11 protein-coding genes are annotated in these 14069 nt (G+C 68.2%); 1 reads left to right on the forward strand and 10 read right to left on the reverse strand.

Going from position 1 to position 14069, the window contains the following annotated elements; translation table 11 throughout:
* Nucleotides 1-47: 47 nt before the first annotated feature.
* Nucleotides 48-440, reverse strand: a complete 393-nt coding sequence (locus tag FHT36_RS14620; RefSeq protein ID WP_024276778.1) for an acyl-CoA thioesterase — start codon at nucleotides 438-440, stop codon at nucleotides 48-50.
* A gap of 310 nt (nucleotides 441-750) precedes the next feature.
* Here FHT36_RS14620 and FHT36_RS14625 point away from each other — a divergent pair, with 310 nt between their 5' ends.
* Nucleotides 751-1872, forward strand: a complete 1122-nt coding sequence (locus FHT36_RS14625) for a linear amide C-N hydrolase (protein ID WP_210257783.1) — start codon at nucleotides 751-753, stop codon at nucleotides 1870-1872.
* Between the two features lie 24 nt (nucleotides 1873-1896).
* On the opposite strand, the gene FHT36_RS14630 is transcribed toward FHT36_RS14625, so the two are convergent.
* From FHT36_RS14630 to tesB, 9 genes are all read right to left on the reverse strand, one after another.
* A complete protein-coding gene (locus FHT36_RS14630) occupies nucleotides 1897-2838 on the reverse strand; it encodes a hypothetical protein (RefSeq protein WP_169123247.1) in 942 nt (313 codons plus the stop codon).
* A gap of 195 nt (nucleotides 2839-3033) precedes the next feature.
* Complete coding sequence (locus tag FHT36_RS14635) at nucleotides 3034-4326, reverse strand: pitrilysin family protein (RefSeq protein WP_229646150.1); 1293 nt, start codon at nucleotides 4324-4326, stop codon at nucleotides 3034-3036.
* Between the two features lie 116 nt (nucleotides 4327-4442).
* Nucleotides 4443-5852 carry a pitrilysin family protein gene (locus tag FHT36_RS14640; protein ID WP_246702246.1) on the reverse strand — a complete coding sequence of 470 codons (1410 nt, stop codon included), beginning with the start codon at nucleotides 5850-5852 and terminating at the stop codon, nucleotides 4443-4445.
* A 127-nt stretch (nucleotides 5853-5979) separates the two neighbouring features.
* The gene (locus FHT36_RS14645; protein ID WP_169123249.1) at nucleotides 5980-6705 is read right to left on the reverse strand and encodes a hypothetical protein; all 726 of its coding nucleotides are present in this window, start codon (nucleotides 6703-6705) and stop codon (nucleotides 5980-5982) included.
* A 52-nt stretch (nucleotides 6706-6757) separates the two neighbouring features.
* Nucleotides 6758-7288, reverse strand: coding sequence for a signal peptidase II (gene lspA / locus FHT36_RS14650; protein WP_169123250.1), 531 nt, complete (start codon nucleotides 7286-7288; stop codon nucleotides 6758-6760).
* 105 nt (nucleotides 7289-7393) lie between these two features.
* The gene (gene ileS / locus FHT36_RS14655; RefSeq protein WP_169123251.1) at nucleotides 7394-10513 is read right to left on the reverse strand and encodes an isoleucine--tRNA ligase; all 3120 of its coding nucleotides are present in this window, start codon (nucleotides 10511-10513) and stop codon (nucleotides 7394-7396) included.
* 330 nt (nucleotides 10514-10843) lie between these two features.
* A complete protein-coding gene (locus tag FHT36_RS14660) occupies nucleotides 10844-12340 on the reverse strand; it encodes an ammonium transporter (protein ID WP_169123252.1) in 1497 nt (498 codons plus the stop codon).
* A 29-nt stretch (nucleotides 12341-12369) separates the two neighbouring features.
* Entirely contained in the window at nucleotides 12370-12708 is a 339-nt protein-coding gene (locus FHT36_RS14665; protein WP_024276769.1) for a P-II family nitrogen regulator, read from the reverse strand.
* A gap of 328 nt (nucleotides 12709-13036) precedes the next feature.
* Complete coding sequence (gene tesB / locus FHT36_RS14670; RefSeq protein WP_169123253.1) at nucleotides 13037-13912, reverse strand: acyl-CoA thioesterase II; 876 nt, start codon at nucleotides 13910-13912, stop codon at nucleotides 13037-13039.
* Nucleotides 13913-14069 lie beyond the last annotated feature (157 nt).

Raw genomic sequence — 14069 nt, forward strand, 5'->3', positions numbered from 1 at the left:
CGCTCAGGCGCCGCGCGGGCTGTGTGCGCACCCCTTGAAGAGCCCTGCTACTCCGCCGGGATGGCCCGCGGGCGGCCCTCGCCGTCGATGGCGACGAAGGTGAAGACGGCTTCCGTGACCTTGGTCGACTGCTCGCTCTCGCGCGCCCGGCGCCAGGCTTCCACCTCAATGCGCAAGGACGTGCGCCCCACCCGCGCGATGTTGGCGAACAGGCTCACCTCGTCGCCCACCGCCACCGGGGAGAGGAAGCTCATGGCCTCCACCGCCACCGTGGCCGCGCGGCCCCGCGAGCGGCGCGCCGCAACGTTTCCGGCGGCAAGGTCCATCTGCGACATCAGCCAGCCGCCGAAGATATCGCCGCTCGGATTGGTATCGGCCGGCATGGCGATGGTCCGGATGACCGGAATGCCATCCGGCATCTGCGACTCCTTGTCGTGCATCCCTTCTCCCCGCACGCCTGAGGCGTGCTCTGCGCAACGTTCCGGCGAAGCTGATAGCAAAATTTCGCCGCTGCGCCGCCAAATTTGATCCATCTCAGAGAATCGAGGGCGGGGGTGTGGTTTCTAACACTTGTCCATGTCTTTTCGGGGCAGACAGGGCATGGATGACCGGCTCCGCCTTGCTGTGTGGGCGGAGCCGGTATCTCTTTCAGCCGAACCTTTTCAAAAGGCCGGCACATGATTCCGCCGGAACGGGGCTGACCTCGTTACCGGCGGTTTTCATTTTGGGCCGGTCGCATCGGAGGCCCCCATGGTCCAGACCCGTCCCGAAAGCCGCATCTCCCGCATCCGCCGCCGCGCCCTCGCCGCCACAATGCTGGCCGGAGCGCTCGCCGCCACGCTCGCCCCGGTGGCGCAGGCCTGCACGCGCGCGGTCTATCTGGGCTCCGACGGCATCGTCATCACCGGCCGGTCCATGGACTGGATGGAGGACATGCGCACCAATCTGTGGGCCTTCCCGGCCGGCATGGCGCGCGATGGGGCGGCGGGAGCCAACACCCCGAAATGGGTGTCCAAATACGGCAGCGTCACCGCCTCCGGCTATGACGTGGGCACGGCCGACGGCATGAACGAGAAGGGTCTCGTCGCCAACCTGCTGTACCTCGCCGAATCCGAATACGCGAAGCCCAACGGCAAGCCGGCCCTCTCCATCAGCGTGTGGGCGCAGTACGTGCTGGACAATTTCGCCACCGTCGCCGAGGCGGTCACGGCGCTTTCCGCCGAGCCGTTCGTGGTGGTGACGGCGACCCTGCCCAACGGCTCCGGCGCCCAGCTCCACCTCGCCATCTCCGATCCCTCCGGCGACAGCGCCATCTTCGAGTATCTCGGCGGCAAGCTCGTGGTGCATCACGGGCGGCAGTACCAAGTGATGACCAACTCACCCAGCTACGACCAGCAGCTCGCGCTCAACGCCTATTGGCAGGATATCGGCGGCACGGTGTTCCTGCCCGGGACCAACCGCGCGGCGGACCGCTTCGCCCGCGCCAGCTTCTTCATCAAGGCCGTCCCCGCGAAGGCGGCGCCGGAGATTTTGTCCGCCGTCCCGGACCAGACCTATGCCAATCAGGCGGTGGCGAGCGTCGCGAGCGTGATGCGGTCGGTGAGCGTGCCGCTCGGCCTTTCGACGCCGGGCGAGCCGAACATCGCCTCCACCCTGTGGCGGACGGTGAGCGACCAGAAGGACAGAGTCTATTTCTTCGATTCCGCCACCAGCCCGAACACCTTCTGGGTGCCGATCGCCGACCTCGATTTGAAGCCGGGCGCGCCGGTGAAGAAGCTCGATCTCACCGGCGGCAAGGTCTATGGCGGTAACGCGGCCGCGCAGTTCGTGCCGGCGCAGCCCTTCACCTTCCTGCCCGTCAAGCTGGACTGAGCCGCTCGCGGATCGGCGCGCCGCCTATTTGGGCGGCGGCGCGAAGGTGCTGGTGGAGGGCGGCGGGGCGAAACCGCCGCTCGACGGAGGTGGCGCGAAGCTGCCGCCACTGCTGCCGCCGCTCGATGGGGGCGGCCCGAACACGTCCTTCGAGGTCGAAGACGACGAACTGGTGGACGAAGAGCTTGCGGGCGCGGGCGCGCTCGCGGCGGCGGGTGCCGGGGCAGGCTGCGCGGCGGTAGCCGGCGGCTTCGGCTTCGGCCGCGCGGCGGAAGGCTTGGGCCGCTCGCGCACCTCGGGCGTGCCCTGCGGGTCGAAACCCACATAGATGATGTAGCGCTCCATCTCGTACGGCTTCAGCAGCGGGAACGCGATCTGGTCCTCCACCACGGTGAAGGGCGCGTGGCCCGGATCGGCCGGAACGTCGACGGCAACGGCGAAGAACTTGGTGGTGACTGTCTTGGGCGAGGGGCCCTCATTCACCACGGCGATGCGAACCGGCACCTTCACCTGACCGGGGCTGCCCTTTTCGCCCATCAGGACGCGGCCTTCGATGCCCACCTTCACCAGCATCATGCCGTTGGAGATGGTGCATTCGCGGGCGAGGCGGCCGATGGTGGCCTGATAGCGCAGCCCGCCGCCGGCCGTGACCTGCCAGCTGCCGGCGCCGGTGCGCACGGTGAGCATGGGGCAATCATAGGACACCTGGTCCGGGCCGGCACCGACCACGAGCGAGCCGGAGGTGGCGCTGTTCACGACACCGGCAGAGGTGCCACCCGGCGTCGCAATGGCGGTGCCACCGGCGACGCCCGTGTCCTGCGCGCCGAAGGAACCATCGAGGCCTTCACCACCCGCGCAGCCGGCGAGAACCGCCGCCATGAGGCCGGGCAGCATCAGCCGCGCGACGGAAAGCCGGGGAAACGGGAAGCCGAGGCGGCCCGCCGGATCGGACGGGGGTGCGCACACGCGTGAAGCTGCCGTCACGGGCCTTTCGGTGGCCCGGATCTGCGCGACCGTCCGTGTTGCACCCGCCATATCTTCAACTCCATGGGCGCCCTGGATCGCGCGCTTATAGCAAAGGGAAGCCGGCGTGGGGACTCCCCGCCCGCCCCTGCGGGTCCCCTGCGCCGGCTCCGTGAAAGTAAGGTTACCGCGGGCCGATCAGCCTCCGAGGCCGACCGGCTTGCCCACCACCACCGTCAACGCATCCTTCGCCGTGGCCAGCCGGCCGGCGACGCGCTTGAGGTCGTCGAGGGTGACGGCGGCGATCAGCGCGTTGCGGCGGTCGATATAGTCGATGCCGAGCTCGTCGAGCTGGATCTGCAGCAGCTGGCCAGCGACCTTGGACGAGGTGTCGAAGCGCAGGGCATAGCTGCCCATCAGGTAGCTCTTCGCCTCCTCCAGCTCCTTGGCAGTCGGCCCGTCCTTGAGGATCTGGCCGAACTCGTGGGTGATGAGGGAGATGGATTCCGCCGCCCGCTCATTCTTGGTCGCCGTCCCGGCGAACCAGAGGCCGACATGGGAGAGCGCCACCTGGTAGGAATAGACCGAATAGGCCAGCCCCCGCGCCTCGCGCACTTCCTTGAAAAGGCGCGACGAGAAGGCGCTGCCGCCGAGAATGTGGTTGAGCACGTAGGCCGGGATGAAGTCCGGGTCGCGCCGCTCCAGCCCGCCGGTGCCCATCACCACCACCGACTGCGAGACGTCGAGGGGGATGACCTCCACCGTGCCGATCTTCTGCGGCGTCACATTGGCGACGGGCGTCAGCGTCGCCTGGGCCGGAAGCTTGCCGAACACCTCGTCGAGCCGCTTGCCCAGTTCCTCGGCGCTGATGTCGCCCACCACGGCGACGCGCAGGTTGGAGCGGGCGAAGGTCTTGCCGATGAAGCCGGCGATGTCTTCGCGGGTCAGCTTGGCCACGCTGTCCAGCGTGCCGTCCACCGGCCGGCCATAGGGATGGCCCGGAAAGGCGAGCGCGAACCAGCGGTCGTTGGCGATGGCGTTGGGCTCGGTGGAGCGGCGGCGCAGCATGGCAAGCTGGGAGGCGCGGATGCGCTCCACTGCTTCCCCGTCGAAACGCGGCTCGTTCACCGCGAGGCGCAGCAGCTCGAAGGCCTTGTCGCGGTTTTCCGAAAGCGTGCGCAGGGAACCGCGCATCTCGTCGCGGCCGGCGTCGAAATGCAGCTCCACCGCATGATCGGCGAGCGCCCGCTGGAAGGCGTCGGAATCCATCGGGCCGGCGCCCTCGTCCAGCAGCGAGGAGGCGAGGTTGGCAAGGCCCGCATGCTCCGGGCCATCCTGGGCGGCACCGCCGAGGAAGGCGAACTCGAAGGCGATGAGCGGGAGCGTCGTGTCGTGGACCAGCCAGGCCTTGATGCCGCCGGGGCTCGTCACCTCGGTGATGCGGCTCGACTGGGACTGCGCCGTATCGGCGGCGAGAAGGGAAAGGGCCATCGTAACCATCGCAAGAAAAAGCCGGGCGGCAGGGCGAAGGCCCGCGCCCGCGAAAAAGGCGCGCCGGCCCGAACGGGCCGACGAACGGAACACCTCGAAAGCCGGGACGGCCGCCGTCACGAGCGATTGTCCTTCTTGCCGTCCGCCTTGCCCGCGTCGCCGGCCTTCGGCTCGGTCTGCTTGAGATAGCCGGTCACGGCCCGGTCGGTGACGAGATAGCGGCGGGCCACGTCGCGCACCTGATCGGCGGTCACGGCCTTGAGCCGCTCCGGCCACTCGCGCACGTCCTTGGCGGAGAGGCCGGTGGCCCAGGAGGCGCCATAGATGCGGGCGAGCGTCGCCTGGTTGTCCTGCGCATAGATGGTGTCGGCGATGAGCCGGGTCTTGGCGCGGGCCAGTTCCAGATCGTCGACGCCCTTCTCCTGCAGCTCGGCCACCACCGCATCAACGGCCGCTTCCAGCGTCTCAAGGCTCACGCCCGGACGCGGGGAGGCATAGGCGACGAAGCGGGTCGCGTCATAGGCGGTTCCTTGATACCAGGAACCGGCGCCGGCGGCGAGGCCCTTCTCGGCCACGAGGGTGCGGTACATGCGGCTGGTCTGGCCGCCGCCGAGAATGTGGGAGAGCACTTCCAGCGCCTCCGCGTCGCCCGGCGCCGCGGTGCGGGCCGACGGCACGAGGTAGGAGCGCTGCAGGCTCGGCTGGGCGACGCGCGGGTCGGCCAGCGCTACCCGCCGGTGGGCGCGCGGCTCGGGCTCCTGCGGGCGGTTGCGCGGCGGGGTGTCGGCCTGGGCGACCTTGCCGTAGGTCTTTTCCGCCAGCGCCTTCACCTCGGCCGGGTCCACATCGCCGGCCACCACGAGCAGGGCGTTGTTGGGGGCGTAGAAGCGGCGATAGAAGGCCAGCGCGTCCTCGCGGTTGAGGCCCTTGATCTCGTGCTCCCAGCCGATGATGGGATGCTGGTAGGGGTGGTTCACGTAGGTCGTGGCCTGCAGCACCTCGGAGAGGCGGGCGCCGGGATCATTGTCCGTGCGCATGCGGCGCTCTTCCAGCACCACGTCGCGCTCGGGCAGCACCACCTCGTCGGAGAGCTTGAGACCGCGCATGCGGTCGGCCTCGAAACCCATCACGGTCTCCAGGTGCTCCTTCGCAACCCGCTGGAAATAGGCGGTGTAATCCTGCGAGGTGAAGGCGTTCTCCTGGCCGCCGAGACGCGCCACCTCGGCCGAGAACTGGCCCTGCGGGTGCGCATCGGTGCCCTTGAACATCAGGTGTTCGAGGAAATGGGCGATGCCGGACTTGCCCGGCTGCTCGTCGGCCGATCCCACCTTGTACCACACCATGTGGGTGACCACCGGGGTGCGGTGATCGGGGATGACCATGACCTGAAGGCCGTTGGCGAGCTTGAATTCGGTGACTTCGGGGCCCGCCGCGTCAGCGAGGCGGGGAGAAAATGCGGCCGCTCCAGCGGCGAGAATGGCAACCATGGCGAGACGGCTCATCTGCACGTGAGGATCTTTCGGCATTCGACGCGCCCGCAAGCGCGTCCGTCAAGGAAAGATAGGGTGCCCGCCGCCGCTTAAAAGGACGGGCCGCAGCGCTTTCATCCGCTGCCCCGCTCCGTCCGGTCCCTGTGTGCGTCCCTCGCGTCCGTCACTGGCGATCGAACAGGGTCGGCATCTTCCAGGGCTCCTTCTTCTCCTCCACCACGCCATAGGGGGCATTGGGGGCGGGCGTCTGGTAGCCGGGCGGGGGCTGGATCAGGTTCTCGCGGTTGGGCTCGCCATTGAAGGTGAGCTGCTCCTGCTTGCCGCCGAGCCCCGGGAAGCCGGAGGAGCCGAGCTGGCTGGGCATCAGCACGTCGCGCGTTGAGCCAGCGCCCACCGGCTCGCTCGGCGAGGTGCTGTTGCCCACCGCCCGCTTCTTGCCGCGGTTGAGTTCGGACGGCATCAGCGGCTTGCCCGGATCGTCACGCACGATGGGCTGCTTGGCCGCCTGCGCCGCGGCATTGCGGCGCTGAAGGTCGTAGTCCTTCGGCCAGTTGGGATGGGAATCCGCGGCGCTCTTCTGCGGCGGCGGCAGCGCGTCGGGCACGCGCGGCGGCACCACGAGGGGGGCGCGCTCGCGATAGTCGATCTCCGGCTTTTCCTCTTCCTCCTTGAGGCCGAGGACCTGGAGGGCGCTGTCGAAGATATTGGTGCTGCCGTCGAGGCTCTGCGCGGCGGCCGGGGCGGGCGCAGCAAGCATGAGGGCAAAGGCGGCGAGCAGCGCACCGCCCCCGACACGAAGCGGGACCAGGCGGAATGCGGGGGACAGGATGGTGCCCGCCGCGCGCGGCGCGGCATCAGCGCTATGCGGGAAAAGGGAAATCTCTCGCATGGGTCTCACGTCCTCGATGCCATCCTCTGATGCGTTCTCAAAGCGTGCGCTCTCACGGCTCGCGCTCAGCTTCGGACCGGGGCGCCATTGGCGCGGCCGAGGGCGGCGATTTTGAGGCGCCACCGAGAAATGCATCGTAAAGGAGCAGTCCCACGCCCACAACAACCGCCACATCGGCGAGGTTGAACACGTACCAACGGTATCCGAAGGCGTGGAGCGAAACGAAATCGAACACCGCGCCATAGACCACCCGGTCCACCGCATTGCCGATGGCGCCGCCGATGAGCAGGCCCAGCGCGAACGCCTCGAACCGGCTGCGGGCGCGGGCCAGCCACACCGCGAACAGGATCGCCGCAGCCACCTTGATGGCCACCAGCACCCAGCGCCCGGTCTCGCCCTGCGGAAACAGACCGTAGCTGATGCCGTAATTCCACAGCGCGGCGAAGTCGATGAAGGGCGCCACCGGCTTGATCTGCGCGTCCCAGGACGCCGACCACGCGAGCACGATGCCCTTGGAGGCCTGATCGGCCACCAGCACAGCGAGAGCGACGAGAAGACCGAAGACGATGGGACGGCGCTGCAAGGGGCCTCTCTCAGGAATGGCTTCTCTGACCGATGGCCGGACGCGATCCGCCGTTCATAGACGAGGCCGCCCGACCCGGCAACGCGAGGGCGGGCGGGCCTCGTTTCACTCCGCCGCGGCGCGCGCGGCGTAGAACTCCCGCAGCGCGGCGGCATCGCGCGGCGTCACGTCCGGGAATTCCAGGTCGGTGCCCACCTGCGGCGAGACCTTCCACGAGCGGGCGCACTTGGTGCCTTCCGCACGGACCGGCACCACGGCGACACCCGGCACGTCCGCCAGCCGGAAGGCATCGGCCGGCCCCTCGCCGCGGATCAGCTTCGCATCCGAGGTGATGGCGATCTCGGCAAGGTCGAGGCCGGAGAGGGCCTCGGCCAGCGCATCGTCGCCCACATAGACCTCGGGGGCGGCCTCGAGGGAGGAGCCCATGCGCTTGGCGGCGCGCTCCACCTCCAGCGCGCCGAGCACCACACGGCGGATGAGACGCACCTTGCGCCACTGCTCCGCCAGAGCCTCGTCGCGCCACGCGGCGGGGGTGTCCGGGAAAGCGAGGAGATGCACCGAGCCCTCTTCATCCCCCGTGCGGGCGATGTAGGCCTCCTCGCAGGTGAAGGCGAGGATGGGCGCGAGCCAGGTGATGAGCCGGTTGAACACCTCGTCCAGCACCGTCAGGCAGGCGCGCCGCGTCACCGAGGAGATGGGATCGCAATAGAGCGCATCCTTGCGGATGTCGAAATAGAAGGCCGACAGCTCGATGTTCATGAACTGGGCGAGGGCCGCGTGCACCTTCTTGTAGTCGAAGGCGCGATAGGCGGCGCGGATCTCGCCGTCCAGCTCGGCGAGACGGTGCAGGATGAAGCGCTCCAGCGACGGCATGTCGGCCACCGCCACCTTCTCCTCGGGCCGGTAATGGTGCAGCGAGCCGAGCAGCCAGCGGATGGTGTTGCGCAGCTTGCGGTAGGTGTCGGCCGTGGTCTTGAGGATTTCCGGGCCGATGCGCAGGTCGTCCGCATAGTCGGAGGCACACACCCACAGGCGCAGGATGTCGGCGCCGGACTGCTTGATGACGTCCTGCGGCGAGGTGACGTTGCCCAGCGACTTGGACATCTTGCGCCCGTCCTCGTCGAGGACGAAGCCGTGGGTCAGCACCACGTCATAGGGCGGGCGGCCGCGGGTGCCGCAGCTCTCCAGCAGCGAGGAATGGAACCAGCCGCGGTGCTGGTCCGAACCCTCGAGATACATCACCTTGTCGCGGCCCTCGGGCGGACGCTCCGCCTTGAGGTCAGGGCGCACCTCCAGCGTGAAGGTGTGGGTGGAGCCGGAATCGAACCACACGTCGAGGACGTCATCCACCTTCTGCCAGCCCTCGGAGGCGCGCTCGGCGAGGAAGCGGGCGCTGGCGCCTTCCTTGAACCAGGCGTCGGCGCCTTCGGCGGCGAAGGCCTCGGCGATGCGGGCGTTGACGGCGGCGTCCTTGAGGATTTCGACGGTGCCGTCGCCCTTGTCCTTCACGAACACGGCGATGGGCACGCCCCAGGCGCGCTGGCGCGAGACCACCCAGTCCGGCCGGTTCTCGATCATGCCGGTGATGCGGTTCTCTCCCGCCGCCGGCACCCATTCCACCGTCTTGATGCCGGCCAGCGCGCGGGCGCGCAGGGTGTCCGGCGCGTTGCCGGCCAGCGTCGCCGGGCGCGGCGCCGCCTTGCCGTCCGCCGCGCGGATGTCCTGGTCCATGGCGATGAACCATTGCGGCGTGTTGCGGAAGATCACCGGCTTCTTGGAGCGCCAGGAGTGCGGATACTGGTGCTTCACCCGGCCGCGCGCGAGCAGGTTGCCGGCCTTGATGAGGGCGTCGATGACGGCGCCGTTGGCATCGCCCTTCTCGCCCTTCTCGGTGATGACGCGCTTGCCCTCGAAGCCGGGGGCCTGGGACGTGTAGAAGCTGTCTTCGTCCACCGTGTAGGGGATCGCCGGATTGATGCCGCGCTCCTCCAGCCAGCGGCGATGGTTCACCCACGCCTCGAAGTCCTCGCGGCCATGGCCGGGGGCGGTGTGGACGAAGCCCGTGCCGGCATCGTCGGTGACGTGCTCGGCTTCCAGCAGCGGCACCTTGAAGGTGTAACCGCCGAGCCCGAGGTCCGCGAGCGGATGGGCGAGGATCAGGCTGCCCAGCACATCGGCAGGAACGTCGCCGCGCCGCTCATAGGCAGTGACGCGGGCGGCCTTGAACACGTCGTCGGCCAGCTTGTCGGCGAGGATCAGGCGATCACCCGTCTTGGCCCAGTTGTCGGCCGGCGCGTCGGTGACCTCATAGAGGCCATAAGCGATCTTCGGCGCGTAGGTGACGGCCCGGTTGCCGGGCATCGTCCAGGGGGTGGTTGTCCAGATGACGACGGTCGCGCCGATCAAATCATCTGCACGCTTTGCCAGATCAATCTGCGACGCAGCGATCTGATCGATTTCTGCAGCCCCAGCCACACCAATGAGGCCAGTAGTGGAGGACAGTCGCCCCACCACCGGAAACTTCACCCAGACCGTATCGCTCGTGAAATCCTGGTACTCCACCTCCGCCTCGGCCAGCGCGGTCTTCTCGACCACCGACCACATGACCGGCTTGGAGCCGCGATAGAGCAGGCCGTTCTCGGCGAACTTCATGATCTCGCGAGCGATCTGCGCCTCGGCCATGAAGGCCATGGTGGTATAGGGATGATCCCAGTCGCCCTCGACGCCGAGGCGCTTGAACTCCTTGCGCTGCTCGTTCAGCCAGTGCTCGGCATAGGCGCGGCATTCCTGGCGGAAGGCGACCATGGCAGCGGCGTCGGAGAAGTCGGGCTTCTGCTTGCCCTTCTTGCGGTAGTTCTCTTCCTCGATCTTCCATTCGATGGGCAGGCCGTGGCAGTCCCAGCCGGGCACGTAGTTCGAGTCGTAGCCGAGCATCTGCTGGGAACGCGTCACCACGTCCTTCAGGATCTTGTTGAGCGCGTGGCCGATATGGATGTTGCCGTTGGCATAGGGCGGGCCGTCATGCAGCACGAAGCGATCGCGACCGCGCCCGGCCTCACGCAGCCGCTCATAGAGGCCGATGCGCGCCCAGCGGGCCAGCAGCTCCGGCTCCTTCTGGGGCAGGCCGCCGCGCATGGGGAAGGCGGTTTCCGGCAGGAACAGGGTCTTGGAATAATCGGGGGCGGACGCCTCGGCGGACGGCTTGGTCTCGGACTTCTCGGTCATGGAACGCTCGGGGGATGAAGGCAGGATCGGGGCGGAAAAATCCCGGCAGCCCCCGCGCGCTCAGCCGCGCCGGCGGGGGGCCGGGCCGATAATTCGCGCCGCGAGGGGACGGCTGCGGCGAGGCATGGCCCCGCGATAATGAGAAAATCCGCTCATGGTGCGGCTTCTATCAGGCGCGGGGGGCCGGGAAAAGCCCGCAGATCGGCGCAGCGCCAGCGCCCTCGAGCCGCGGCGGGCAAAGAAAAACCCCGGCACCAACGGTGCCGGGGCTCTTCTTGGTTCCCCTCTTTTAAAGAACCACGGGGCGGCGACGAGGCCGCCCCGCCAGGATCACGAGTGATACGCGCGCTCGCCGTGCTCGTTGATGTCGAGACCCTCGCGCTCCACGTCCGTGGAGGGACGCAGGCCGACGATGACGGAGATCACGAACAGGATGACGGCGGTGCCGACGCCCGACCACACAACGGTCACGCCGACAGCCTTGAGCTGGGCGATGACCTGGGCGGTCATGTCGTAAGCCGCGACCGCACCGGTGGTGTAGTCGTAGATGCCCGTGCCGCCCAGCGAGGGGCTCACCAGGATGCCGGTGGCGATGGCGCCGACGATGCCGCCGATGCCGTGCACACCGAACACGTCGAGGGCGTCGTCATAGCCCAGCGCGTTCTTCACCGCGGTGCAGAAGATGAAGCAGATCGGCGACACGACGAGGCCGAGGACCAGCGAGCCCATGATGCCGGCGAAGCCCGACGGCGGCGTCACGGCGACGAGGCCGGCGACGATGCCCGAGGCGAGGCCGAGCATGGAGGGCTTACCCTTCACCAGCCATTCCACGAACATCCAGGACATGCCGGCCGCGCAGGTGGCGATGAAGGTGTTCATCATCGCGAGAGCGGTGACGGCATTGGCCTCGAGGTTGGAGCCAGCGTTGAAGCCGAACCAGCCGACCCACAGGAGGGAGGCGCCGACCATGGTGAGCGTCAGCGAGTGGGGCGAGAGCGCCTCCTTGCCGTAGCCCAGGCGCTTGCCGACCATGATGCAGGCGACGAGGCCGGCGATACCGGCATTGATATGCACCACGGTGCCGCCCGCGAAGTCGATGGCGCCGAGGGAGAAGATGTAGCCGGCATCGGCCAGCACGGCGTCGAGCGCCTGCTGCGCGGCGGCCTTGGCGGTGCCGTCAGCAGCGGCGGCGACAGCCTTGGCGGCAGCGTCGATCGCGTCCGGGCCGGCCCAGTACCAGACCATGTGGGCGACGGGGAAGTACACGAAGGTGACCCACAGCGGCACGAACAGCACCACGGCGGAGAACTTCATGCGCTCGGCGAAGGCGCCGAAGATGAGGGCCGGGGTGATCATGGCGAAGGTCATCTGGAAGGCGATGTACACCCACTCCGGAATGGCCACGCCCACCGAGAAGGTGGCGGCGAGGGATTCGCCGGTGACGCCGGAGAGGAACGCCTTGGAGAAGCCGCCGATGAAGGGCGAGCCGCCGGTGAAGGCGAGCGAGTAGCCGTAGAGCACCCAGATGAGGCCGACGATGCACACGCTGTAGGCGACCTGCATCAGCACGGAGAGCATGTTCTTGGCGCGCACGAGGCCGCCGTAGAACAGGAACAGGCCGGGCACCGACATCATGAGCACGAGCAGCGCCGACGTGAGCATCCAGGCGACGTCGCCCTTGTTCACGGTGGGAGCGGCTGCCGCGGCGGGAACGGCGGTGGCGGCGTCAGCCGCCGGCGGCGCCGTCTGGGCCAGTACCGGCGCGGCTACCGCCAGCGCCAGAAGAAGCGCGGGAACCCCCACGCGGGACCACGTCTTGGACGTCATGGATGAATGCTCCGTGAAAGAGATGAGGCTCAAAGGGCGTCGGCGTCGGTCTCGCCGGTGCGGATGCGCACGGCGTGCTCGATCGGAATGACGAAGATCTTGCCGTCGCCGATCTGACCGGTCTTGGCGGACGCGGTGATCGCCTCCACGACCTTGGAGACCTGGTCGGCGGAAACCGCGACCTCGATCTTCAGCTTCGGCAGGAAGCTCACGGCATATTCAGCGCCGCGGTAGATCTCGGTGTGGCCCTTCTGACGCCCGTAGCCCTTGACCTCGGTCACGGTGAGGCCGTGCACACCGATACCGGTGAGGGCGTCGCGCACCTCCTCCAGCTTGAATGGCTTGATGATGGCCATGACGATCTTCATGGATCGGTCCCTGTCCCCTGGTTCCGCTGCGCTTCGCATGAAGCCAGAACGGTGTTTCTCGCGGCGGCTTCGCCGAGCGGGTCGGGGAGATCCGCGCCGCGGCTGGCAAGCCTGCGGACAGAGGAATCAAGTACCGTGCCAAGAGAGACAGAAGGCGGCGGATGCCGGGAGTCCCGTGCATATTTTTCCGCCACGGCGCGCGCCGCAGGGGCTCTGCCGCCTGCTCGCCGCTTTTTGTGCCTATTTTTTAATCTCGACGCACAAGGGAACGACATATCTCGTTCGCACTTGCGTGATGAGCCATTGCAGCGCCGAACGCAGGGCCTGCCTAGGCCCGCGGCGTGACCGGCCGCATGAGGCCTTCCTGTGCCGCCGAAGCAACCAGAATCCCGTCGCGGGTGAACAGCTCGCCGCGGCAGAATCCCCGTCCGGCCGAGGCCGCAGGGCTCTCTTGGGTGTAGAGCAGCCAATCGTCGGCGCGGAACGGGCGGTGGAACCAGAGCGCGTGATCAAGGCTCGCCACCTGCACGTCCGTGTCGAACACGGACTTGCCATGGGGCAGAAGCGCCGCCTGCAGCAGCGACAGGTCGGATGCGTAGGCGAGCACCGCCTGATGAATGGGCAGATCGTCCGGCAGCGGGCCGCGGGCACGGATCCAGATGCTGGGCCTGGCCCCCGGCGACCCGAGATAGGCCATATCCAAGCTGGTGGGCTTCACCTCCAGCGGCCGGTGCGCCATCCAGTCGCGGCCGGCGGCGCCGGGGAAGCGGGCGAGCAGGCGATCCCGCCACACCTCGTCGCCGGGCAGATCCTCGGGCTGGGGCACCTCGGGCATCTGGCTCTGGTGCGTGAAGCCTTCCTCCGGCTTCTGGAACGACACCGACATACTGAAGATGGCTTCGCCATGCTGAATGGCCACCACCCGGCGGGTGGTGAAGGAGCGGCCGTCGCGGATGCGGTCCACGTCGTAGATGATGGGGACGGTGGGATCGCCGCCGAGCAGGAAGTAGCCATGCAGCGAGTGGGTGACGCGCGCGTCCTCCACCGTGCGGCGGGCGGCGACCAGGGCCTGGGCGATCACCTGCCCGCCGAACACCCGGCCCCCTGTGGGGGATGCGCTGCGACCCCGGAACAGGTTGATCTCGAGCGGTTCGAGGTCAAGGATGCCGAGGAGCTTGTCCACGTCGGGATTCTGGGCGGTCATTCAGGGGCTCGCCGATGGCTGCGCGCCCTGCGGGCGGCAGCATCAAAGAAGGTGGAACGGGATGCGGGTCGCACGGTTCAGTCGAGGGCAGGACGCCACGCCCACGCCTCGACCGTCAACCCCAAAACGTCAGCCGGCTCCCCTATAGGCGAGCCAA

The sequence above is a fragment of the Xanthobacter sp. SG618 genome, from assembly GCF_012932745.1.
Taxonomy (GTDB): domain Bacteria; phylum Pseudomonadota; class Alphaproteobacteria; order Rhizobiales; family Xanthobacteraceae; genus Xanthobacter; species Xanthobacter flavus.